Source organism: Herbaspirillum sp. BH-1, assembly GCF_002870055.1.
Classification (GTDB): Bacteria; Pseudomonadota; Gammaproteobacteria; order Burkholderiales; family Burkholderiaceae_D; genus Herbaspirillum; species Herbaspirillum frisingense.
Genome location: NZ_PKOI01000004.1, coordinates 37,496 through 59,568, shown reverse-complemented (window position 1 = coordinate 59,568; position 22,073 = coordinate 37,496). Strand labels below are relative to the sequence as shown.

Annotated in this window: 20 protein-coding genes; 6 read left to right on the top strand and 14 right to left on the bottom strand. The window is 63.5% G+C overall.

Annotation, left to right across the window (positions count from 1 at the left end):
- Window positions 1–95: 95 nt before the first annotated feature.
- Entirely contained in the window at window positions 96–1,511 is a 1,416-nt protein-coding gene (locus HBH1_RS07055; RefSeq protein ID WP_077234777.1) for an FAD-binding oxidoreductase, read from the bottom strand.
- Window positions 1,512–1,823: 312 nt separating this feature from the next.
- Between HBH1_RS07055 and HBH1_RS07050 the strand changes: the two genes are divergently transcribed.
- Complete coding sequence (locus HBH1_RS07050; RefSeq protein WP_102662148.1) at window positions 1,824–2,378, top strand: cob(I)yrinic acid a,c-diamide adenosyltransferase; 555 nt, start codon at window positions 1,824–1,826, stop codon at window positions 2,376–2,378.
- A 95-nt stretch (window positions 2,379–2,473) separates the two neighbouring features.
- Here the strand turns inward: HBH1_RS07050 and dxs are convergent, their stop codons facing one another.
- The 3 genes from dxs to HBH1_RS07035 form a co-directional block, all read right to left on the bottom strand.
- Entirely contained in the window at window positions 2,474–4,339 is a 1,866-nt protein-coding gene (gene dxs, locus HBH1_RS07045) for a 1-deoxy-D-xylulose-5-phosphate synthase (RefSeq protein ID WP_102662147.1), read from the bottom strand.
- An 81-nt stretch (window positions 4,340–4,420) separates the two neighbouring features.
- On the bottom strand, window positions 4,421–5,374 hold the full coding sequence (locus HBH1_RS07040) for a polyprenyl synthetase family protein (protein WP_102662146.1): 954 nt from the start codon (window positions 5,372–5,374) through the stop codon (window positions 4,421–4,423).
- Window positions 5,374–5,646: an exodeoxyribonuclease VII small subunit gene (locus tag HBH1_RS07035; protein WP_077234781.1), complete on the bottom strand. Its 273-nt coding sequence runs from the start codon at window positions 5,644–5,646 to the stop codon at window positions 5,374–5,376. Before HBH1_RS07035 ends, HBH1_RS07040 begins: the two co-directional genes overlap by 1 nt.
- A 267-nt stretch (window positions 5,647–5,913) precedes the next feature.
- Between HBH1_RS07035 and HBH1_RS07030 the strand changes: the two genes are divergently transcribed.
- The 3 genes from HBH1_RS07030 to HBH1_RS07020 all read left to right on the top strand — a co-directional run bounded on the left by HBH1_RS07030 (window position 5,914) and on the right by HBH1_RS07020 (window position 9,121).
- On the top strand, window positions 5,914–7,035 hold the full coding sequence (locus tag HBH1_RS07030; RefSeq protein WP_102662145.1) for an aromatic ring-hydroxylating oxygenase subunit alpha: 1,122 nt from the start codon (window positions 5,914–5,916) through the stop codon (window positions 7,033–7,035).
- Between the two features lie 270 nt (window positions 7,036–7,305).
- Complete coding sequence (locus HBH1_RS07025; RefSeq protein ID WP_102662144.1) at window positions 7,306–8,223, top strand: DMT family transporter; 918 nt, start codon at window positions 7,306–7,308, stop codon at window positions 8,221–8,223.
- A 40-nt stretch (window positions 8,224–8,263) separates the two neighbouring features.
- Window positions 8,264–9,121 (top strand): sulfurtransferase, encoded by an 858-nt coding sequence (locus HBH1_RS07020; protein WP_102662143.1) that lies wholly within the window; start codon window positions 8,264–8,266, stop codon window positions 9,119–9,121.
- Window positions 9,122–9,183: 62 nt separating this feature from the next.
- Here the strand turns inward: HBH1_RS07020 and HBH1_RS07015 are convergent, their stop codons facing one another.
- The 6 genes from HBH1_RS07015 to HBH1_RS06990 all read right to left on the bottom strand — a co-directional run bounded on the left by HBH1_RS07015 (window position 9,184) and on the right by HBH1_RS06990 (window position 16,971).
- Window positions 9,184–10,095, bottom strand: a complete 912-nt coding sequence (locus HBH1_RS07015; RefSeq protein ID WP_006461980.1) for a LysR family transcriptional regulator — start codon at window positions 10,093–10,095, stop codon at window positions 9,184–9,186.
- Window positions 10,096–10,400: 305 nt separating this feature from the next.
- A complete protein-coding gene (locus HBH1_RS07010; protein ID WP_369878604.1) occupies window positions 10,401–11,267 on the bottom strand; it encodes a ZIP family metal transporter in 867 nt (288 codons plus the stop codon).
- A complete protein-coding gene (locus HBH1_RS07005; protein WP_102662142.1) occupies window positions 11,236–13,482 on the bottom strand; it encodes a chemotaxis protein CheA in 2,247 nt (748 codons plus the stop codon). The genes HBH1_RS07010 and HBH1_RS07005 overlap by 32 nt, the downstream gene beginning before the upstream one ends.
- Before the next feature lie 15 nt (window positions 13,483–13,497).
- The gene (locus tag HBH1_RS07000; protein WP_102662141.1) at window positions 13,498–15,702 is read right to left on the bottom strand and encodes a methyl-accepting chemotaxis protein; all 2,205 of its coding nucleotides are present in this window, start codon (window positions 15,700–15,702) and stop codon (window positions 13,498–13,500) included.
- A gap of 96 nt (window positions 15,703–15,798) precedes the next feature.
- Window positions 15,799–16,383 (bottom strand): chemotaxis protein CheW, encoded by a 585-nt coding sequence (locus tag HBH1_RS06995; protein WP_102662140.1) that lies wholly within the window; start codon window positions 16,381–16,383, stop codon window positions 15,799–15,801.
- A gap of 435 nt (window positions 16,384–16,818) precedes the next feature.
- Window positions 16,819–16,971, bottom strand: coding sequence for a rubredoxin (locus HBH1_RS06990; protein WP_006461975.1), 153 nt, complete (start codon window positions 16,969–16,971; stop codon window positions 16,819–16,821).
- 98 nt (window positions 16,972–17,069) lie between these two features.
- Between HBH1_RS06990 and HBH1_RS06985 the strand changes: the two genes are divergently transcribed.
- On the top strand, window positions 17,070–17,909 hold the full coding sequence (locus HBH1_RS06985) for a bifunctional hydroxymethylpyrimidine kinase/phosphomethylpyrimidine kinase (protein WP_102662139.1): 840 nt from the start codon (window positions 17,070–17,072) through the stop codon (window positions 17,907–17,909).
- 32 nt (window positions 17,910–17,941) lie between these two features.
- On the top strand, window positions 17,942–19,225 hold the full coding sequence (gene hemL, locus HBH1_RS06980) for a glutamate-1-semialdehyde 2,1-aminomutase (protein ID WP_077234787.1): 1,284 nt from the start codon (window positions 17,942–17,944) through the stop codon (window positions 19,223–19,225).
- Window positions 19,226–19,353: 128 nt separating this feature from the next.
- Here the strand turns inward: hemL and erpA are convergent, their stop codons facing one another.
- The 4 genes from erpA to argC form a co-directional block, all read right to left on the bottom strand.
- Complete coding sequence (erpA, locus tag HBH1_RS06975) at window positions 19,354–19,719, bottom strand: iron-sulfur cluster insertion protein ErpA (protein WP_006461972.1); 366 nt, start codon at window positions 19,717–19,719, stop codon at window positions 19,354–19,356.
- Window positions 19,720–19,792: 73 nt separating this feature from the next.
- Window positions 19,793–20,188, bottom strand: coding sequence for a bactofilin family protein (locus HBH1_RS06970; protein WP_006461971.1), 396 nt, complete (start codon window positions 20,186–20,188; stop codon window positions 19,793–19,795).
- 9 nt (window positions 20,189–20,197) lie between these two features.
- The gene (locus HBH1_RS06965) at window positions 20,198–20,902 is read right to left on the bottom strand and encodes a DUF6776 family protein (protein ID WP_102662138.1); all 705 of its coding nucleotides are present in this window, start codon (window positions 20,900–20,902) and stop codon (window positions 20,198–20,200) included.
- 23 nt (window positions 20,903–20,925) lie between these two features.
- A complete protein-coding gene (gene argC / locus HBH1_RS06960; protein WP_006461969.1) occupies window positions 20,926–21,963 on the bottom strand; it encodes an N-acetyl-gamma-glutamyl-phosphate reductase in 1,038 nt (345 codons plus the stop codon).
- Window positions 21,964–22,073: the final 110 nt, after the last annotated feature.

The window sequence follows — 22,073 nt, the reverse complement described above, 5'->3', positions numbered from 1 at the left end:
ACTGACGGCGCCCCTTCGATACGCGGCAATGCCGCTACTCAGTCCGAACGGCCGGCCGATGAAGTCAACGGCAAGCAAGATACTTGATCCAAGGTTTACTGTTCCCAGCGCAGAATCTTGCCCGGGTTCATGATGTTCTTCGGGTCCAGCGCATGCTTGATGGCGCGCATGACGGCGATGGCGCCGTCACCATGCTCCTGGATCAGGAAGTCCATCTTGTGCAGGCCCACCCCATGCTCGCCGGTGCAGGTGCCGTCCATGGACAGGGCGCGCGCGACCATGCGTTCATTGACGCCTTCGGCGCGGGCAATGTCGGCCGGATCATTGGGGTCCACCATCATCTGCACGTGGAAATTGCCGTCGCCGACGTGACCGATGATGGCGTGGATCAGCCCCTGCTCTTCGCAGTCGGCCTTGGTGGCCAGCACGCATTCGGCCAGGCGCGAGATCGGTACGCAGCAGTCGGTGGAGATGGCGCGCGCACCCGGGCGCAGTTGCAGCAGCGCGAAATAGGCGTTGTGACGGGCGGTCCACAGGCGGGTGCGATCTTCGGGGCGGGTGGCCCATTCGAAGCCCAGGGCGTGATTTTCGTTGGCGAGGTCCTGTACCAGCTCGGCCTGTTCCTTGACGCCATTCTCGCTGCCGTGGAATTCGAACAGCAGCAGCGGGTTGACCGGCAGGGTCAGCTTGTCGTGGGCATTGATGGCACGCACGCCGTTTTCATCGAGCAACTCCACGCGCGCCAGCGGCACGCCCATCTGGATGGTCTGGATCACCGTATTGACCGCATCGGCCACGCTGGGGAAGGAGCAGATGGCAGCGGAAATGGCCTCGGGCTGCGGATAGAGGCGCACGGTGACTTCGGTGATGATGCCCAGCGTGCCTTCGCTGCCGACATAGACGCGGGTCAGGTCGTAGCCGGCCGAGGATTTCTTGGCGCGGGTGCCGGTCTTGATGATCTCACCCTGGGCCGTGACCACGGTCAGGGTCAGGGTGTTTTCCTTCATGGTGCCGTAGCGCACGGCATTGGTGCCGGAGGCGCGGGTCGAGGCCATCCCGCCCAGCGAGGCGTCGGCGCCCGGGTCGATGGGGAAGAACAGGCCCGTGTCCTTGATCTCCAGGTTCAGTTGCTTGCGGGTGACGCCGGCCTGGACGGTGGCGGTCAGGTCTTCGCCATTGACTGCCAGCACCCGGTTCATCTGCGACAGGTCCACCGTCACACCGCCCTGCAGGGCCAGCACGTGGCCTTCCAGCGAGGTACCGGCGCCGTAGGGGATGATGGGGGTGTCGTACTGGCTGCAGAGCTTGACGAAGGCGGCGACTTCCTCGGTGCTGTGGGCGAACACGACGGCGTCGGGCAGCATGGGGTCGTAGGAGGATTCGTCACGGCCGTGGTGCTCGCGCATGGCCAGGGTGGTGGAGCAACGCTCACCGAAGAGGGTCTTGAGCTCGTCGAGCAAGGCCTGCGGCACGGGGCGTTTCAGTTTGCGGGCGTCAACTAGATGGTTCATGCGATTTCTCGGTTTCTCTCTGGAGTCTTGTGTCTCGGTCGTTGTTCTAGGTCTTGTTGGGGGAGGATGCAGGGCCGTTGCAGTAGCCACCCCGGCCGCTGCAGTGGACTGACCACTGATCCAATCGATGAATTTTACTCTCTTGCGGGCGGGAGATCGGGCAAATCTCCCATGCCGTCGCGGCAAGGCGGGCAAATCAAGTGAATTATTTACGTGATTCTTGCATCGCTGGCGCGTGCTCTCGCATCCGGCGGGACGCTTGCCTTGCACCGGGCTTGCGCTTAAGCTGGCGCGCATTATCAAGGAGCAACGATGGGCAACCGACTTAGCAAGATCGCCACCCGCACCGGAGATGACGGCAGCACCGGCCTGGGCGATGGCAGCCGCGTGGGCAAGGACAGCCTGCGCATCCAGGCGTTGGGCGATGTGGATGAACTCAATTCGCAGCTGGGCCTGCTGTTGTGCGAGACCCTGCCGGACACCTTGCGGGAAGAACTGGTCTCGATCCAGCACGACCTGTTCGACCTGGGCGGCGAACTCTGCATCCCTGGTTACACGGTGCTGGCCGAGGCCCACCTGGCGCGGCTGGATGCCCTGCTGGAGAAATACAACGCCACGCTGCCGCCGCTGAAGGAATTCATCCTGCCGGGTGGCTCGCGTACGGCCGCGCTGGCGCATGTCTGCCGCACGGTATGCCGGCGCGCCGAGCGCAGCGTGGTCTTGCTGGAGAAGGCCGAGTCGGGCGTGAATGCGCCCGCCCGGCAATATCTGAACCGGCTGTCCGACCTGTGTTTCGTGCTGGCCCGGGTGCTCAACCGCGAGGCCGGCGGACAGGATGTGTTGTGGGAGAAGGAGCGGGAGCGCTAGTTTGCCCCACTAGCAGAAGCAGGAAACGAAACGCCTCGCTGGAGAACTCCAGCGAGGCGTTTTATCTGCCACCCCCCGGTTTCGGGAAGGTGAAATCAGCCGTTGTTGACCACCAGCTTAGGCTGGTCCTTGCCGAAACGTTGCACGATGGACTGTACGATGCCATCCGCATCCAGCCCGCATTGCGCCAGCAATTGTGCCGCATCGCCGTGGTCGATGAAACGGTCCGGCAGGCCCAGGTGCAGGATGGGCTTGCTGATGCCGGCTGCGGCCAGCGCTTCCGAGACGGCGGCACCGGCGCCACCCATGATGCAGCCTTCTTCCACGGTGACCAGAGCATCATGGCTCTCGGCCAGTTGCCGGACCAGTTCCACGTCCAGCGGCTTGATGAAGCGCATGTTGGCGACCGTGGCATTGAGCTTGTCGCCGGCACCGAGGGCCGGGGCCAGCAGGCTGCCGAAGGCGAGGATGGCGATGTCCTTGCCCTGGCGGCGGATTTCGCCCTTGCCCAGTGGCAGGGTGTCCAGTGTCTTCTGTACGCTGGCGCCGACGCCGGCACCACGCGGGTAACGCACCGCGGCCGGGCCGGGGTACTGGTAGGCGGTGGAGAGCATCTTGCGGCATTCGTCTTCGTCAGCCGCGGCCATGACCACCATGTTCGGAATACAGCGCAGGAAGGCCAGGTCGTAGTTGCCTGCATGCGTGGCGCCGTCGGCACCGACCAGGCCGGCACGGTCCAGGGCGAAGGTGACGTCCAGGTTCTGCAGGGCGACGTCGTGGATCAACTGGTCGTAGGCGCGCTGCAGGAAGGTCGAGTAGATCGCCACCACCGGCTTCATCCCCTCGCAAGCCATGCCGGCGGCGAAGGTGACGGCGTGCTGCTCGGCGATGCCGACGTCGTAGTAGCGTTCCGGGAATTTCTTTTCGAAGGCGACCATGCCCGAGCCTTCACGCATGGCCGGGGTGATGCCGACCAGCTTGTCGTCGGCCGCACCCATGTCGCACAGCCATTCGCCGAACACCTGGGTATAGGTCAGCTTGCCGCCGGCGCTGGGCTTGATGCCTTCGCTGGGGTTGAACTTGCCGGGGCCGTGGTAGAGCACCGGGTCGGCCTCGGCCAGCTTGTAGCCCTGGCCCTTCTTGGTCACTACGTGCAGGAACTGCGGCCCCTTGAGGTGCTTCAGGTTCTGCAGGGTGGGGACCAGCGAATCGAGGTCGTGGCCATCGATGGGGCCGATGTAGTTGAAGCCGAATTCCTCGAACATGGTCGCCGGCACCACCATGCCCTTGGCATGTTCTTCCAGGCGCTTGGCCAGTTCCAGCACGGGACCGGGCAGCATGGACTTGCCCACGTCGCGGGCCTTGGCGTAGAACTTGCCGGACATCAGCCGGGCCAGGTAGCGGTTCAGCGCGCCCACCGGAGGCGAGATCGACATGTCGTTGTCGTTGAGGATCACCAGCAGGTTGATGTCTTCATGCACGCCGGCATTGTTGAGCGCTTCGAAGGCCATGCCGGCGGTCATGGCGCCGTCGCCGATGACGGCAATGGCGTGCCGGTCCGAGCCCTGGGTCTTGGCCGCCAGGGCCATGCCCAGTGCGGCCGAAATGGAGGTCGAGGAGTGCGCGGTGCCGAAGGTGTCGTATTCGCTTTCGATGCGGCGCGGGAAGCCGGAGATACCTTCCTGCTGGCGCAGGCTGCCCATGCGTTCGCGACGTCCGGTGAGGATCTTGTGCGGATAGGTCTGGTGGCCGACGTCCCAGACGATGCGGTCTTGCGGAGTGTTGAAGACGTAATGCAGCGCGATGGTCAGCTCGACCGTACCCAGGTTGGACGACAGGTGGCCGCCGGTCTTGGACACCGAATCCAGCAGGAATCCGCGCAACTCTTCAGCCAGCGGCTTCAATTGATGACGGGACAGGCGGCGCAGGTCAGCCGGGTCGTTGATGGTGTTCAGGAGCATCTGTTGTTACCGTGTTGGGGTCTGAAGGCCACGCCTGGCAGGTTGCCGCGTGGTCCGTCTTCATGCCTTGGATTACGTCTCTCAGGTCTTTCTGTGTACGATCAGGTCCGCCAGCTCGCGCAGGCGCCGTGCCTTGTCGCCGAACGGAGCGAGCGCCCGGTGGGCATCGCCGCGCAGTCTTTCGGCCAGCGCCTGCGACTCGGCCAGGCCCAGAATGGACACATAGGTCGGCTTATTGTCGGCGGCGTCCTTGCCGGCGGTCTTGCCCAGCGTGGCCGAATCGGCGGTGGCGTCGAGGATGTCGTCCACTACCTGGAAGGCCAGGCCGATGGCGCGCGCATAGTCATCCAGCGCCGCGCTTTCGTCCCGGGTCAGCGCCTTGCCACCCAGCGCACCCAGCATCACCGCCGCACGCAAGAGGGCACCGGTCTTGAGGCGGTGCATCTGTTCCAGCTCGGCCAGCGACAGGGTCATGCCCACGCTGGCCAGGTCGATGGCCTGGCCGCCACACATGCCCACCGAGCCGGAGGCCTGGGCCAGCAGGTTGAGCATGCGCAACTGGCGTGCCGGCAGGTCGGCGTCGGTCTTCAACTCAGCTTCCAGCGGTGCCGACAAGGTTTCGAAGGCCTGCGCCTGCAACGCGTCGCCGACCAGCAGCGCGGTGGCTTCGTCGTATTTCACATGCACGGTAGGCTTGCCACGGCGCAGCGCGTCGTCATCCATGCAGGGCATGTCGTCATGCACCAGCGAATAGACGTGAATCATCTCTACCGCTGCCGCAGCCCGGTCCAGCAGGGCTGGCGGCGTATCGAACACATCACCGGCGGCATAGACCAGCAGTGGCCGCACGCGCTTGCCGCCATCCATGGCGGTGTAGCGCATGGCCTCGTGCAGGCGCGCCGGCACCACCGTGGTCGGCGCCAGGAAACGGTCCAGCACGTGTTCCATGCCGGCCTGGACCTGGTTCATCCAGTCCGCGAATGCCATCGAGGCCAGCGACATCTGCGCGCCAGCGGCGGTGATAGGTGCATTCATCAATCGTCCTCGTTGCCCGCGTCGGTCGCCTGGAAGGGCTTGAGCATGTCGCCTTCGAGCAGCTTGACCTGGCTGTCCACCTTCTCCAGTTGGGCCGCGCAGAACTTGACCAGTTCCGAGCCGCGCTTGTAGGCGGCCACCGAGGCTTCCAACGGCAGTTCGCCGGCTTCCATCCGCGCCACCAGCTGCTCCAGCTCTTCCATGGCTTGTTCGAAGGAGGCCGGCAAGGCGGCGGTCGCGGCAGCGCCGGAGGCGGCAGAGGTTCTAGGCATATCGACCCATTCAGAAAACTAACCCGGTATTTTAGAACAAACCGGCGATGACCAAGTCAATCAAGGGCGTGGATTTGTCGAAGGTTTTGGAGGCCGTCGCGTAAGTTCGTCCAAAATGCTGGCATTTTGGACACAAAACCCGGCCCCTTATGGGGGTTTTGTGGCATAATCCTCGGTTCTGTCCAAAATTTCCTCTTCATATTATTTGAACATAGGTTTTTGCGGATTTTCTTCCTTAGGTTGGTGCAAATTAATTTGGGGGCGGAAATGTCCGATCTTGCTACTTTTGCCAAATTGGCGCGTTCAAACGCGCAACTTCCAGTCCACGTCTACTTCGACGAACCGCTCTATCAGCGGGAACTGAAACAACTCTTCCAGCAGGGACCCCGTTACGTCGGCCATGAGCTGATGGTGCCCAATGCCGGTGACTATTCCACGCTGCCCTGGGAAAACGAAGGCCGCATGCTGGTGCGCAATGCGCAAGGCATCGAACTGGTATCCAATGTCTGCCGCCATCGCCAGGCCAAGATGCTCGATGGCCGTGGCCATGCCAACAACATCGTCTGCCCCCTGCATCGCTGGACCTATGATCTGAAGGGTGAACTGATCGGCGCGCCGCATTTCGGCGAGACGCCGTGCATGAACCTGTCCAAGACGCCGCTGCAAAGCTGGAACGGCCTGCTGTTCGAGGCCAACGGCGTCGACATCGACGACAAGCTGAAAAACCTGGGCGTGACCCGCGACCTGGATTTCTCCGGTTACCTGTACGACCACACCGAAGTCCACGAGTGCGACTACAACTGGAAGACCTTCATCGAGGTCTATCTGGAGGACTACCACGTCGAGCCCTTCCATCCGGGCCTGGGCAACTTCGTCAGCTGCTCGGACCTGAAGTGGGAATTCGGCCGCGACTACAGCGTCCAGACCGTGGGCGTGAACCACGGTCTGATCAAGTCCGGCTCGCCGACCTACGCCAAGTGGCAGGAGAAGCTGCTGCAGTTCTCCAACGGCAAGCCACCCAAGTTCGGCGCCATCTGGCTCACGCTCTACCCCAACATCATGGTGGAGTGGTATCCGCACGTGCTGGTGGTATCCACGCTCTGGCCGACCGGTCCGCAGAAGACCACCAATGTGGTGGAGTTCTACTATCCGGAAGAAATCGCGCTGTTCGAGCGCGAGCTGGTGGAAGCCGAACGGGCCGCCTACATGGAGACCTGCGTCGAGGATGACGAGATCGCCCAGCGCATGGACGCAGGTCGTCGTATACTCATGGATCGCGGCACCAGCGAAGTCGGTCCGTACCAGTCGCCCATGGAAGATGGCATGCAGCACTTCCATGAGTGGTATCGCCAGCAACTGGACGTCCCGCAAGGTACCAGCACACCATAACATCGGCCACAGGCCGCGCAGGGGGAAAAGCAGATGCAAGGGAAGCGGCAAGCACACGATGGACGCAGTCTGCGCCGTCATTGTCGCCAGCGCTCAAGCACCAGCATCTGCAGCGGTATCCCCCTCTCCCGCATGACGACGGTCATCGGCACCAGCACAACGGCAGCCCCGGTTCATTCCGGGGCTGCCGTTTTTGTTGCTGGCCGTCGTTGTGCGCCTGTTCCTGTTTCAGTCACTCCCCTCCACTTCTCCTACTGATCCGTCACCGTCATGCAATCGCTCTGGATGCTCGTCGCTTCATTCCTCTTTGCCATCATGGGCGTGTGCGTCAAGCTCGCCAGCAACTACTACTCGACCTCCGAGATCGTGCTCTGTCGCGGATTGATCGGGGTGATCTTCATCTTCGGCCTGATCCGCCTGCGCGGCGGCACCCTGCGCACGCCCTTCCCGCGTGACCACCTGATCCGTGGCGGCATCGGTGTGATCTCGCTGTGGATGTGGTTCTATTCCTTCAGCCTGTTACCGATTGCCACAGCCACCACGCTGAACTACATGTCCTCCATCTGGATCGCCGTGATGCTGTTCGTGGCCGGCTGGTGGCAGGGGAACAAGAAGTTCGAATGGGGTCTGGCTGGCACGGTCGCGCTGAGCTTCGTCGGCGTGGCGCTGCTGATGCGCCCTTCCCTGAATGCCGACCAGTTGCTGGGCGGCGTCATCTCGCTGGTCTCGGGGGTGCTCTCGGCGCTGGTCTACCTGCAGGTGCGCAAGCTGGGGCTGCTGGGGGAACCGGAGTACCGCGTGGTGTTCTACTTCTCTGCCACGGGCGTGCTGGCGGGACTGGTCGGCAGCGTCGTCACCGGTCGTGTGCCGCTATGGCACAGCCATTCCGGTACCGGCGTGCTGCTGGTGGTCATGATAGGCTTGACGGCCACGCTGGCGCAGATCGCCATGACGCGCGCCTACCGCCTCGGCAATACGCTGGTGACGGCCAACCTGCAGTACACGGGCATCGTGTTCTCCAGCCTGTTTGGTGTACTGATCTGGAACGACGCACCGGGCTGGATGGGCTGGGTCGGCATGGTCATCATCCTGGCCAGCGGCATGCTGGCGACCTATCGCAACCAGCGCAAGAGCCAGACGGCCGCCAAGAACCTGCCCAAGGTGGACCCGATCGCGACCGAGGTGTGAGCATCGCCACATCCGCCGCCTACGATTAAAGGAGAAAGCCATGACCTACCAAACCCTCATCAGCGCCAGCGACCTGAAGGCGCGTGCGCAATACCTGAACCTGGTGCTCGTCGATTGCCGCCATGACCTCGCCAATCCGGATTTCGGCCGCCAGGCCTACGCCGCCGGTCACCTCCCGCAGGCCCGCTTCGCGCATCTGGATGAGCTGCTGTCCGGTCCCAAGACCGATGCGACAGGCCGCTTCCATGGCCGCCATCCGCTGCCGGATCGCCAGCAGTTCGTGCAGGCCATGCGTGATCTGGGCATCAGCAACGATACGCAAGTGGTGGCCTACGACGCCCACGGCGGCATGTTCGCCGCACGCCTGTGGTGGCTGCTGCGCTGGATCGGTCACAGCGACGTAGCGGTACTCGATGGCGGCATGGCCGCGTGGCAGGCGCTGGGCGAGAACCTCAGCACCGAAGTGCCGCCGCCGACTGCGGCGGGCAATATCCAGGACCTGTCGTCGCTCGTGCCGACGGTGGATGCCCAGGCGCTGCTGGAGAACCTGCGCAATCCGTCTTTGCAGGTGGTGGATGCGCGCGCGCCGGACCGCTTCCGTGGCGAGAACGAAACGCTGGACGCCGTCGGCGGACATATCCCGGGCGCGAAGAACCGCTTCTTCAAGGACAACCTGCAAGCCGATGGACACTTCAAGAGCGCCACGCAATTGCGCGAAGAGTGGCTGGCAGTGATCGGTGATCCGCAGGCCGCGGTCATGCAGTGCGGCTCAGGCGTCACCGCCTGCCACAACCTGCTGGCGCTGGAAGTGGCAGGTCTGTCGGGAGCCAGCCTCTATCCCGGCTCGTGGAGCGAATGGAGCTCCGATCCGCAGCGACCGGTCGCGACCGGCAACTAATTGCCGCCCGGCCGCTCAGGCCGGGTCCGGCGCTGCCAGTCCGGCCTGTCCGGCCAGGCCCACTAGCCCCCCAGTCCCGTCTGCTGCAGACGGGACATGAAGGTCTCCACGAATTGCTGCACCATCACCGGCGCATCGCGTCGGCGCAGCAAGGCGACTTCCGAGTGAAAATCGGCGTCCTTGAGGGCCGGGAAACTGACCCCGGCCGACAAGGAAATGCTGGCCATGCTCTGCGGTACCACGGCGATGCCGAAGCCGGCATTGACCAGACTGAGCAGGGAATTCTTGCGCGAGGTCGCCCGTGCCACGCGGGGATAGAAGCCATGCGCGATGCAGCGCTCGGCCACCAGATAGCTCAGTCCGCCACGGTCCCGATGCGGGACGGTGACGAAGAATTCATCCCGCAATTCTGCAATCTCTACTTCGGCACGCTGCGCCAGCCGATGTCCGGCCGGCACCGCTGCCACCAGGCGCTCGCGGTACAGCACGGTACTCTCCAGATCGGGATTGGCGCGCAAGATGGGCAGCCGCGCCAGTCCGATATCGGCACTGCCTTCGACGATCTCGCGGGCCTGGTATTCGGACGGGGTCTGGGAAATTTCCAGCGAAATCCCGGGGAAATCCTTCAGCACATCATTGAGCGTAGGCCCCAGGGGCGCGGTCAAGGGTACCGAACTGGAATGCAGCAGACGCAGCGCGCCATGCTCGCCCTTGCCGATAGTGCGGGCCTGGGCCACGGCACGGTCCAGATCGAGCAGTATCCTGCGGCTACGTGCATAGAAGTCCTGGCCGGCCTGGGTCAGTTCGAAGGCCTTGGCATCGCGCTTGAGCAGGACCACGTCGAGGTCGGCTTCCAGTTCCTTGATCTGCCGGCTCAGGGCCGATTGCGCGATGAACAGGCGCTCGGAAGCCCGGGTATAGCCTCGCGCCTCGACGATCTCGACGAAGTAGCGCAACTGCCGGATGGAAATCATCTGCCCTCTCCTCCCTCTACGGTCGGCCATATCAAATTGAGATGGCACGCCGGCTGATTTGATATTGGCGCTGTGCGCGTTGTACACCTACATTGAAGCCATCCGCTGCCCCCGGCGAGCTGCCTCCAAGCAGGCAGCGCCAGCCGGGTCCACAACTGCCATGGAAGGATGGATCATGCTCCAAGACCTGCTGTTGTTCGTCGGCCTGCTGGGACTGGTCTGCAGCATCGGCCTGCGCTGGGTGCTACGCAGCCGGGGCGATCATGGCGAGCACTATCTCCAGCACGGCCGGGCGCCGGATGTGATCAGTGACCGTGCGCGTGCCGCGTCAGTGCCAGCACGATCAGCACCCCGGCGGCAATCAGGATCACCTGCGGAATGGTCTCGCGCAACGTGGCGCGGCGCTGCATCTGCGGCATCAGGTCGGAAACGGCGATGTAGATGAAGCCCGACGAGGCGAACACCAGCACGAAGGGAATCCACTCCATCCCCCGCTCCAGCATGAAATAGCCCAGCGTGCCACCGGCCACTGCCATGAGGCTGCAGATGAGGTTGTACACATAGGCGCGGGTACGCGAGAAACCGGCATTGAGCAGCACGATGAAGTCGCCGATCTCTTGCGGAATCTCGTGGGCGATGATGGCCAGCCCGGTCACCAGGCCCAGGTGCGGATCGGCCAGGAAGGCGGCGGCGATGAGGATGCCGTCGGTGAAGTTGTGCAGGCCGTCGCCCACCAGGATCATCCAGCCGGCCTTGCCGGCTTCCTTCTTGTCGTGACCGTGGTGGTGGCCGTGTCCGTCATCCTCGTGATGGTGCGAGTGGCGCAGGATGGCGGTCTTTTCCAGCAGGAAGAAGGCCAGCAGGCCGCCCAGCAGCACGGCGAAGAGGGTATGCGGTTCGGCCTGGGATTCAAAGGCTTCGGGCAACGCATGCAACAGCGAGGTCGAGAGCATGATGCCCACCGACAGGCTGACCAGGCGCTCCACCATCTTCGACAGCAAGGCAAACGAGAACACCGCGGCAGCGGTGATGCTGACCACGCCGGCCAGGGTGGTGGCCAGGAGAATGGAAACGAGTGTGGGGTCGATGACGGGCCTCGGGCGAAGTGCAAGGGCGCGCCGGCAGGCCGCCCAAAGCGCGTTATTGTACGCCCGGCGTGACCACGCTGCCATCGGCACGGCGCGAGCCGGCCAGCAGCAACGGGTTGAGGATCAGGACGATCTGCCCATCCCCCAGCACGGTAGCGCCCACCAGGCCGGCCAGGGTCGCCAGTTGCGGGCCGACCGGCTTGACCACCACCTCACGATTGCCGTTGACGTGATCGGCCATGATCACCATCAGTTCGTCGCCGCTCTTGATCAGTAGCGCAAAGGCGGAATCGGTATCGGCCTGATCGGCGGCCTCGGCCTTGACCTCAAGGTCGGCATCTTGCTCCGGCTCCAGTTGTTCCCGCAGCAGGTGATGCAGGGGATACAAGGCCAGGCGCCGTCCATTGACCTCCAGCACACGCTGCTCCAGGGCCTGGTGTGCCTGTTCGCTGCGCAGTTGCAACACGCTGTCGATCAGGGTGGAGGGAATGGCGTACTGCTGCCGGCCATGCTGCAGCAGGCAGACCTGCTGCACCGCCAGCGACAGCGGCAGATAGAGCGTGAACAGCACGCCCTGCCCGGGTCGCGAATGCACGGTCATGCGTCCGCCCAGGGCCGCCACTTCGGCCCGCGCCACATCCATGCCGATACCGCGCCCGGCCAGCGCCGACACCTGCGCCGAGGTACTGAAACCCGGCTCGAAGATCAGCTCGGCCAGCCCGGCATCACTGGCGTCCCGGGCAGCCGGTAGACCACGCTGACGGGCCTTGCCACGAATGGCGACCAGGTCCAGGCCGCGCCCGTCGTCGCCCACGCGGATGACGGCTTCGTTGCCTTCATGGCCGGCCTGCACGCGCAGTTGACCGGAAGGCGGCTTGCCGGCTGCGCGGCGGGCTGGGGTGTCCTCGATGCCGTGGACGGCGCAATTGCGCAGCAGGTGCTCCAGCGGACCCATCAGGCGCTCCAGGATGGCGCGGTCGATCTGCAGCCGACAGTCGGACAGGTCCAGTACCAGCGGCTTGCCGGTCTCGGCAGCCAGCTGGCGTGCCAGATGCTGCAGGCGCGACTCCATGCTGTTGAACTTGATCATGCGCGCGTGCATCAGGTCCTGCTGCAGTTCGCGGGCATAGCGTCCCTGCTGGCGCAGCCCTTCGCAGGCCCGGCCAACGCCATCGTGCAGGCGCTTTTGCTGCCGCCATGCCTGCGCCAGCACGGTATCCATGGCATGGGTCGCAGCCTGCAGCTCGTGCGCTGCGCCCGGACCGGGGCCGGTGTGCCGCTGCAATTGCCTGACCTGATCGGCCAGGGTGCGCAATTGATCGCCCAGTACGCGCACATCGTCCTGCAGGGCCGCCACTTCATTGTCCAGCCGGGCGCGCATGATCGAGACTTCGCCAACCTGATTGAGCAAGCGGTCCAGCACAGTGGTACGGATGCGCAGCAGGGGCGCCGCCCGGAAATGAGGTTGCAGAGGGGACTGCAGGCCGCCCGATCGGCTTGCGGCCGGGACCGATGCGGCGGCCTGCTCCAGGGTGCTGAAGTGCTCCATGGTCTGGTCGTAGAGTGCCAGCAACGCGGTCAATACCTCGGCATTCTGGGCAGCCTCGCCAGTCTGCAGGCACTGCAGCGCACTCTCCATCTCGTGCACGCACTGGCTCAACCGCATCGCGCCGACCATGCGGGCGCTGCCCTTGAGGGTATGCAGGGGACGCGCCAGTTCGGCCAGCAGGTCGGTGTCGGCAGGGGTATGGCTGTGGCCAGGGGGCAGCGCCAGCAAGGTCTCGCCGATGCTGGCCATGAGCTCCTGGGCCTCCTCCAGAAAGACAGGCAGCAGACCGGGATCGATCACGTCGTGCGGCGTCGTGACGTTCGCGATGATCGGTACGGGCGCTTCGCTGCCTGGGAGAGTAAGCACTGCTGGCGTACCTGGGGCGTCCAGCAGACGCGTCAGCTGGTCCAGGCGTTGTTCGAGCAGAAGCAATCTGGGCGGCGCCAATGGCGAATCGGCTGTGTGCTGTTCCAGCAGCATGATGAGCTGACTGGCGATATCGGCCAGAGGCACAGCGCCGATGCTGCGTGCGCAGTCGCGCAAGGTCAGCAGGGTGCGGCGATACAAGGGCGGTACGGCACCGGCATGTCCTTTGCCGAGACAGCTGCGCCAGACGCCATCCCGCTGTCGGACGATCGTCAGCAGCGGCAGCAGGGTCTGGCGCAGCGAGGCATCGATGCGGCCAGCTACCGGGTCCAGGGAATCTTCAGTCGCAGAGCGCGCGGCGGCGGATGCGGAATCGAGATGCATGAGCGCCCTGCCCGCTCAGGAGACGGTCACGCGGAAGCGCGAGACCGAGTTTTCCAGCTTGCGGGCGGCGTCCCACAATTCTTCGTACAGGGTGGAAACCTGTTCGCGGCTTTGTTCGATGACGTCGTTCTCGGTCAGGATGCCCTGGATCTGCTGGGCCACGCCATTGGCCGAGACCGCCTGCTCCCGGGTAGCCGCGGCCATGCCCTGGATCAGGTCCGCCAGCTTCTTGGAAACGCTGCGGATGTCGGCCAGGGCGCTGCCGGCAGCGTCGGACAGCACCGCACCTTCGGTGACGCCGGTGGTGGATTTTTCCATGGCCACCACCACGTCGCGGGTATCGGCCTGGATCATGCGCACCAGCGAGCCGATCTCGCGGGTGGCGGCACTGGAACGCTCGGCCAGGTGCTGCACCTCTTCGGCCACCACCGAGAAGCCGCGCCCGGCTTCGCCGGCCGAAGCCGCCTGGATGGCTGCATTCAGCGCCAGCACATTGGTGCGCTCGGTGATGTCGGAAATCAGGTCGGTGATTTCACCGATCATCTGGGAGGAGGCCCCCAGGCGGGCGATGCGGTCGGAGGTCTCGCTGATCTGCTCGCGGATGCCATCCATGGCCTTGACCGCGTCTTCCACCGCGCGTGCACCGCGCTCGGCCACCACCACCGCATGCCGGGCCACGTCGGCCGATTCATCGGCCGACAGCGAGATGCCGGCAATCTGCCTGGACATCTCCAGCATGGCATGGGCAATGCGCTGGATACGACGCGCCTGGGCGCGGGCGGCCTCGCCCAGTTCGGTCGTGGTACCACGCACCTGCTCGGAACTGAGCGCCACCTTGGCGGCCATCTGGGTGACCTGTTCTACCAGGCCGCGCAGGGCTTCCACGGTGTAGTTGACGGAGTCGGCGATGGCTCCGGTGACGTCGTCGGAGACGGTGGTGTGTACCGTCAGATCGCCGTCGGCGACCTTTTGCAGTTCGGTCATCAGGCGCAGGATGGCGGCCTGGGTCAGGTGGTTGGCACGCATGGCCTTTTCTTCCTCCTGCTGGGCCAGCTGGCGCTGCAACTCGGCCTCCTGGCGTCGCGCCTCGGCGGCGGCGGCATTGTTGCGGCTGCTCTGCAGCTGTACCAGGGCGATGCCCACGGCGCTGAGCAAGGCAGCGATCATCGCCGCCAGGATCGCCCAGAAGGTCCAGGACCTCGCCTTCAAGGCGTTGCGGTAGGCGTCCTGCAGTTCGGTGAGGTGGCGCTTGAGGGTCTCGTTCTCGACGAAAACCAGTTGCTCGGAACGCTTGGCAGCGATGAAATTCTGCAGGTTGCCGAGGATGCCGGCGATCTCCGGCTGGTAGTCGGCGAATACCCTGGCCAGTTCCTGCAGCTTCTCGCGCAGGTCGGGGTCGGTGGCCGGCCGCAGGCGCAGCATTTCGCTGCCTTCCAGCAGACTCTTCAAAAGATCGCCAAAGGCCGTGATGTCCTTGCCCAGCATGAAGGCGGTTTCAGGATTGACGCCGTCGGAGGTGAGGAATTCATTGGAACTGCGACCCAGGCGCAACGTCAGCATGACCAGTTGGCTGGCGGCATTCATCTCGCGGGTGGTAGGCCGTCCTTCCGATTGCAGCATGGCGATCTGCTCGCTCAGGTCCAGCATCACCGGAAGCAGCTGGTTGAGGTGCTTGAGGGTGGTGCCGAATCCAGTGAGCTCTTTTTCCATGCCCAGGATGGTATCGGCGGCCTGATCGGTACGTCGCCACATGCGCGCCACGTTTTCCAGTGCAGGCTTCATGCGGGCATCGGGCAGGCCGATGGTCTGGCCCTGGAAGCTGCCGCCGCTGCTCAGCAGCAGCAGATCACGATTGAACTCGGTGCGACTCTGGGCCAACTGGATGAAGGCCTGCGGATTACCCTGGATGGCATTGGGTACGGCTTTGCCGATGCGCTGGGAATGCATCACCAGGTCGGATGCCAGGTTGGTCTGCAAGGTCGCCAGCACGTACAGTCGCGCGCCCAGCCACATGAACAGAAATAAGGCTGTCAGCGACAAGGCCAGCACGGCCAGCAACATGCGCGTCTGCGTGCGCAGGGTATAGCGGTGCAGATAAGGCAGGCGAAGGCCGATAGCGGCCGTACTGACGGGGATGCCCGGATCGGCCCGACTTGCGGTTTCGGACGCGATCGCAACCGGCGCGGTTCTATTCGACAGATACGGCAAGGTCGGTTCCATGACCGGTGTTCCTACCCCTATTGTGTGGGTCTTGTGATGATGCGGTGGTAATTGAAGGCCGGCGTGGCCGACCCAGGGTCTTGTCAGGAGGGCGATCTACCGCCCTACCTCCAGGAAACTGCTGTCCTGACTCAATTGCGCCAGGTCCAGCTCGTCCCATTGTTGGCCGCTGCTGTCTTTATAACGTTGGTTTGCTCCAAGAATGCGAATTCCTTCATCGACATTTTTCGAGATTCTCACCATTTCTGATATGTCTCTCAGTCCCAGGACGGCCGACACCAGCAAGCCGCACTGTGGCGCCACCCCCGGAGCCAGTAACAAGGCATGACTGGCCGTGCCGACCCGCTGTAGCGGCGCGCCGGCCAACCCCATCAGATCGGCCAGACCGATCAGGTTGCCGCGAATGTTGAGCAGACCGCGAAACCAGGGTCGTGTCGCCGGCACCGGAGTGATGGCATGCCCGACCAGGGGAACGATTTCACCGGCCTGGTTCAGCGGTACCAGGCAGCGCTGGCCCGCCATGGCCACCGCCAGTCGCCGCGTATGCAGACTTTCGTGGTTGGAGGCGGCCATGCGGGACAGCAGTGAGGCCTGGAACTGCTCCAGTCCCTCGCGACCCTGCCGATCCTGCGGCGGACACGCATGTTGTGCGTCGATGACGAAATCCTTGGTGTGTGGCATACCAGCCTCTCGGAGCGATAAGAGAAATGCACCGTGCATCGGATGCGTGCCGATGCCACCGGATGGCCTGAGCCGATCGCCATTGGCGGCTAGCCCAAGGTGCAAGCCTTTCTGGGGAGTGCCTGGTGCAAACGGCGCGGGCGTCTGGGCGCCCATCATCCGGTAAGCGGGGCAGTGCTGGTACAGGGCTCGATTTTACCTAGAAAATCCCGAAGAATTTCCATGCAGCAAACTTATTCAGCCAGACAGCACAACAAAATGATGGAAAAAAACCACGGACAGGGAATTTGACCTACATCAAATCCCGCAGAACAAGAAAAAAGATGGGGAGGCGGCGTCCCCGCGATAGGCGGGGGCGCTCTGGAGGACGTACTATCCGGCGTCAAAGGCGGATGGGTGCAGCTCGGCGCCGCCAGGTGCGGCCACGTACTTCAATCAGATGGCGACCATCTCGAAATCTTCCTTGCGGGCGCCGCATTCCGGGCAGGTCCAGTTGATGGGCACATCGTCCCAGCGGGTGCCTGGGGCGATGCCTTCTTCCGGCAGGCCTGCTTCTTCGTCGTAGATCCAACCACAGATCAGGCACATCCAGGTTTTGAATTCGGTTTGGCTGCTATTCGTCACGGCTGACTATCCCTAAAATCAATCAAGTAAAATGCTAAGTCAGCTATCTTAATCTACTCGACGTGCAAAACCAAACTCCCCCCCTCATCCTGAGCTTCGGCGCCACCGATCCGGTCGGCGCCACCGGCGTCCAGGCGGATCTCGCCACCTACGCCGCCATGGGTTGCCACGGTTTGTCCGTCGTGACGGCCTTGCTGATCGGCGACACCGCCCGTGTCGAAGATGTGCAGGTGGTCGATGTCGACTGGGTCGCCGACCAGGCTCGCGTAATCCTGGAAGACATGGCCGTGGCGGCCTTCAAGGTCGGCGCGCTGGGCAGCATCGAGAATATCTCGGTGATCGCCGAAATCGTCTCCGATTATCCCGACGTGCCTCTGATCCTGGACCCGTTCATCAGCGCCCTGGCCAACCAGGAAGACGAGGACGACCGCCTCATTGCCATCCGCGAACTGCTGATCCCGCAAGCTACCGTGATGGTGGCATCGGCCGGCGAACTGACCCGGCTGGCCGAGACCTGGCGCGAGCCGGTGACCGGCGATGCCCTGATGCTGGACGCCATGCGCATCATCGAGATGGGTTGCGAGTACCTGCTGGTGACCAATACCCAGACCGACCTGCAGGAGGTGGCCAACTCCCTCTTCGATGAATCCGGTCTGGTGCGCCAGGACGCCTGGCCGCGCCTGCCGGGGTCGTTCGTCGGCGCCGGCACGACCCTGTCGGCAGCGCTGACGGCGATGCTGGCCAATGGCCTGGAGGTGCCACTGGCGGCCTCCGAGGCGCAGGAATTCACGCTGGCCGCACTGGCCAATGCCCAGCGCATCGGCATGGGCAAACTGATGCCGGACCGTTATTTCTGGGCGCGCGAATCTGAAGATCCGGACGCGCCTCCCTCCATCAACTGAACTGATCCCTGGATTTCATCCTTAGCACGCTCATGACCAAGACCAATGCCTCGCTCTTCGCCCGCGCCCAACAAAGCACGCCGGGCGGCGTCAATTCCCCGGTACGCGCCTTCCGCTCGGTAGGCGGCACCCCGCGCTTCATCGAACGGGCCGAAGGGCCGTGGTTCTGGGACGCCGAAGGCAAGCGCTACATCGACTACATCGGCTCCTGGGGACCGGCCATCGTCGGCCACGCCCATCCGGAAGTGGTCAAGGCAGTGCAGCAGGCGGCCGCGCGCGGACTGTCCTTCGGTGCACCCACCGAGGCCGAAATCGAGATGGCCGAGGAAATCATCAAGCTGGTGCCGTCCATCGAACAGATCCGTCTGGTGTCCTCCGGCACCGAGGCGACCATGAGCGCGCTGCGCCTGGCCCGCGGTGCGACCGGGCGCGACAAGATCATCAAGTTCGAAGGCTGCTACCACGGCCATGCGGATTCGCTGCTGGTCAAGGCTGGCAGCGGCCTGCTGACCTTTGGCAATCCGACCTCGGCCGGGGTGCCGGAAGATTTCGCCAAGCACACGCTGGTGCTGGACTACAACAACGCGGCCCAGTTGGAAGAGGCCTTCAAGGCGTCCGGCAACGACATCGCCTGCGTGATCGTGGAGCCGGTGGCCGGCAACATGAATCTGGTGCGCGCCAGCGATGAATTCCTCCAGACCATGCGCCGCCTGTGCACGCAGTACGGTGCCATCCTGATCTTCGACGAGGTGATGTCGGGCTTCCGCGTGGCGCGCGGTGGCGCCCAGGAGTTGAACGGTATCGTTCCCGACCTCACTGCACTGGGCAAGGTCATTGGCGGTGGTCTGCCGGTTGCGGCCTTCGGCGGTCGCGCCGAGGTCATGAAACACCTGGCGCCGCTGGGCGGCGTCTACCAGGCCGGCACATTGTCAGGTAATCCGGTGACCGTGGCTGCAGGGATGGCGACGCTGAAGATCATTCAGCAGCCGGACTTCTACAAGCACCTGACCATCCAGACCCGCAAGCTCGCTGATGGCCTGGTGGCAGCAGCCGGCGCGGCCGGGGTGACGTTCTCGGCGGACGCGGTGGGCGGCATGTTCGGCCTGTACTTCGATGCGAAGGTGCCGGCCAGCTATGCCGAGGTGATGCAGGGTGACAAGGAGCGCTTCAACCGCTTCTTCCACAAGATGCTGGACGCCGGCATCTACTTTGCGCCCTCGGCATTCGAAGCCGGCTTTGTCTCAGCACAACACAGCGATGCCATCATCGAGGAGACCATCGCTGCAGCCGCCAAGGCCTTTGCAGAGCTGGGTTGAGCGGGGATACTGGTGCAATCACGGGTGGATCGCCAACGGCGCGATCCGCGAAAGAGGCAACGAAAAAAGGACGCCGCGGCGTCCTTTTTTTCGGCCCCTCGCCCTGAGGCCGGGGGAACTGGTGGCGCTTAGACCGAGAACGACGAGCCGCAACCGCAAGTGGTCGTGGCATTCGGGTTCTTGATGACGAATTGCGCGCCTTCCAGGTCGTCCTTGTAGTCGATCTCAGCGCCGACCAGATACTGGTAGCTCATCGAATCGATCAACAGCTGGACGCCGTTCTTGCTCATCGTGGTGTCGTCTTCGTTGACGATTTCATCGAAGGTGAAACCGTACTGGAAACCCGAGCAACCACCACCCTGCACGAACACGCGCAGCTTCAGGTCGGGGTTGCCTTCTTCTTCGATCAGCTGGGCCACCTTGGCGGCAGCGCTGTCGCTGAAGTTGATCGGGGCGGGGATATCGGTGTGTTGCAGTTCGGCTACGGCATTCATTTCGGGCTCCTGCTGGGCTTGAGGCGGATCAATACACTAGATCGATAAAGCCATTATAAGCGCTTGCGGATTTTCATGCTTCCGACGATGCAGCCAGCTTGAGCACCGGGGTATCCACGGCCTGGTCATGGCTGAGCTTGCCGGAAACCAGCGCCCCGCCGTGCATCTCCAGCGCCTTGTAGAAGACATTGCCGGTAATGCGAGCCTTGGGTTGCAGCTCCAGCAGTTCGGAGGAATGGACATCGCCCACGATCTCGCCATTGACGATCAGATGCGCCGCGCGTACCTCGCCGACCACCTTGGCATGCTCGGAGATCACCAGCACGCTGGGCTCGCCGCTCTCGGCGTTGATGTTGCCGTTGATATTGCCATCGATGCGCAGGCCGCCCCTGAAGCCCACATCGCCCTTGATGGTGGTGGACATGCCGATCAGGCTGTCGATCGTGCTTTTGGTCTTGCGTGTAAACATGGAATCACCTCACAGATCTACCGACTGCTGGGCACGAACCTGGCCGCGGTCGAGAACACGGACGGCAACCGATTTGACGGTGGCCCCCTCGGGGATAGTCAGCAAGCCTTCGACCCGCTGGTAATACTTGAATGCGAGCCGGTAGCGCGCCTGGTCGGCGGCATTGCCTTCAGGAAAATTGAGTGTAGCATTTTTGCCGCCCTGCACAATATTGATACTAAGCTGTAGGTTTCCTGCAAACTGTTGCGTTCCCCCACCACCTTGCATCACCAGTACGCGGTAGCGCAGCTGGGTCGGCGCCGCCTGCTCGGCCTTGAAGCGCTGGATCGTGATGCCAGGTGCGCCCAGATTGGTCGGCAGCAGACTGTCGAAGAAGGCCAGGTCTTCCTTCTGGCGGTTGTTTTCCGCTTCCAGGTTCTTCACCTGGGTCGCCAGCGTGGCCTGCGCGGTCTGCGCAATCTTCAGTTCATTCTGCGACGCATTGGAGGCAGATTGCAAGCGCTCGTTCTCCGCAGTCAGTTTCCTGACCTGCTCGCTAAGCTGCTCGATCTGCTCGCCGGTATCACCATGCAAGCCCGGCAGATTGTTGCGGCCGAGCTGGTAGGTCCAGACCGCCGCCAACGAACCCACCGCCAGCACGGCTGCCCACAGCAAGACCATCAGGGGCCAAGGCAGATGCCGCTTGATGGTCATCTTCGGCGCAGAAATCGTCATGCGCTGACGCCATAGGCGGTACTTCACGGCAGGACCGGGACCTGCTGCAGGCCAGTGGCTTCGTCCAGACCGAACATCAGGTTCATGCACTGGACCGCCTGGCCCGACGCGCCCTTGACCAGGTTGTCCTGGACCACCAGCACCACCACGGTGTCACCACCGTCCGGACGGTGCACGGCCAGGCGCAGCATGTTGGAAGCGCGCGTGGTGCGGGTTTCGGGATGCGAACCGAAGGGCAGCACGTCGACGAAAGGCTCATCCTTGTAGGCAGCCTCGAACAGCGCCTGCAGGGCGGCGTTGTCGATTTCCTTGGTCAGCCGCGCATACAGCGTGGAATGCATGCCGCGGATCATCGGTACCAGATGCGGCGTGAACAGCAGGCCGACCTTGTCGCTGGTCAGGTGCGACAGGCGCTCGATGGTTTCGGGGGAGTGACGGTGACCGGACACGCCGTAGGCCTTGAAGTTGTCGGAGGCTTCCGAGAACAGCAGGCTCAGCTCGGCCTTGCGACCGGCGCCGGAGACGCCGGACTTGCAGTCGGCGATCAGGTGCGAGGCATCGATCACACCGGCCTTCAGCAGCGGCGCGAAGCCCAGTTGCATGGTGGTCGGATAGCAACCCGGATTACCCACCACGCGGGCCTTGCGAATGGCTTCGCGATTCAGTTCAGGCAGGCCGTAGGCGGCTTCCTTCAGCAGGTCGGTGCAGCTGTGCGGCAGCTTGTACCATTTCTCGAAGGCAGCCACGTCCTGCATGCGGAAGTCAGCGGCCAGGTCGATCACCTTGACACCAGCAGCCACCAGTTCAGGTGCCTGGGCCATGGCCACGCCGTGCGGGGTGGCGAAGAAGACGACGTCGCAGTCGGTCAGCTTGGCCTTGTCAGGTGAAGAAAACGCCACATCCACACGGCCACGCAGGGACGGATACATCTCGGCCACGGGCATCCCGTCTTCCTTGCGCGACGTTACTGCCTGCACCTTTGCCTGCGGGTGAGTGGCGAAAATACGCAGCAATTCGACGCCGGTATAACCGGTTCCGCCAACGATACCTACCTTGATCATGTCTGGTCCTTGCGAAAAAAGGCGAAGAAACATCGCCGTGGCGAGCGAGCGCCGGACGCACGTGCAACACGCGCTGGAAAGCTTTTCATTTTATCAGGAGAATATTTCCC

What these genes read in the sequence shown, in the direction of transcription:
- HBH1_RS07000 (WP_102662141.1), bottom strand. Translation starts at nt 15,702, where the DNA reads ATGGAACCGACCTTGCCGTATCTGTCGAATAGAACCGCGCCGGTTGCG.
- HBH1_RS07025 (WP_102662144.1), top strand. Translation starts at nt 7,306, where the DNA reads ATGCAATCGCTCTGGATGCTCGTCGCTTCATTCCTCTTTGCCATCATG.
- HBH1_RS07010 (WP_369878604.1), bottom strand. Translation starts at nt 11,267, where the DNA reads ATGGCAGCGTGGTCACGCCGGGCGTACAATAACGCGCTTTGGGCGGCC.
- HBH1_RS07030 (WP_102662145.1), top strand. Translation starts at nt 5,914, where the DNA reads ATGTCCGATCTTGCTACTTTTGCCAAATTGGCGCGTTCAAACGCGCAA.
- HBH1_RS07050 (WP_102662148.1), top strand. Translation starts at nt 1,824, where the DNA reads ATGGGCAACCGACTTAGCAAGATCGCCACCCGCACCGGAGATGACGGC.
- HBH1_RS07040 (WP_102662146.1), bottom strand. Translation starts at nt 5,374, where the DNA reads ATGAATGCACCTATCACCGCCGCTGGCGCGCAGATGTCGCTGGCCTCG.
- HBH1_RS07005 (WP_102662142.1), bottom strand. Translation starts at nt 13,482, where the DNA reads ATGCATCTCGATTCCGCATCCGCCGCCGCGCGCTCTGCGACTGAAGAT.
- HBH1_RS07035 (WP_077234781.1), bottom strand. Translation starts at nt 5,646, where the DNA reads ATGCCTAGAACCTCTGCCGCCTCCGGCGCTGCCGCGACCGCCGCCTTG.
- HBH1_RS07055 (WP_077234777.1), bottom strand. Translation starts at nt 1,511, where the DNA reads ATGAACCATCTAGTTGACGCCCGCAAACTGAAACGCCCCGTGCCGCAG.
- HBH1_RS07015 (WP_006461980.1), bottom strand. Translation starts at nt 10,095, where the DNA reads ATGATTTCCATCCGGCAGTTGCGCTACTTCGTCGAGATCGTCGAGGCG.
- hemL (WP_077234787.1), top strand. Translation starts at nt 17,942, where the DNA reads ATGACCAAGACCAATGCCTCGCTCTTCGCCCGCGCCCAACAAAGCACG.
- HBH1_RS06995 (WP_102662140.1), bottom strand. Translation starts at nt 16,383, where the DNA reads ATGCCACACACCAAGGATTTCGTCATCGACGCACAACATGCGTGTCCG.
- HBH1_RS06965 (WP_102662138.1), bottom strand. Translation starts at nt 20,902, where the DNA reads ATGACGATTTCTGCGCCGAAGATGACCATCAAGCGGCATCTGCCTTGG.
- HBH1_RS07020 (WP_102662143.1), top strand. Translation starts at nt 8,264, where the DNA reads ATGACCTACCAAACCCTCATCAGCGCCAGCGACCTGAAGGCGCGTGCG.
- dxs (WP_102662147.1), bottom strand. Translation starts at nt 4,339, where the DNA reads ATGCTCCTGAACACCATCAACGACCCGGCTGACCTGCGCCGCCTGTCC.
- argC (WP_006461969.1), bottom strand. Translation starts at nt 21,963, where the DNA reads ATGATCAAGGTAGGTATCGTTGGCGGAACCGGTTATACCGGCGTCGAA.
- HBH1_RS06990 (WP_006461975.1), bottom strand. Translation starts at nt 16,971, where the DNA reads ATGTGCCTGATCTGTGGTTGGATCTACGACGAAGAAGCAGGCCTGCCG.
- erpA (WP_006461972.1), bottom strand. Translation starts at nt 19,719, where the DNA reads ATGAATGCCGTAGCCGAACTGCAACACACCGATATCCCCGCCCCGATC.
- HBH1_RS06970 (WP_006461971.1), bottom strand. Translation starts at nt 20,188, where the DNA reads ATGTTTACACGCAAGACCAAAAGCACGATCGACAGCCTGATCGGCATG.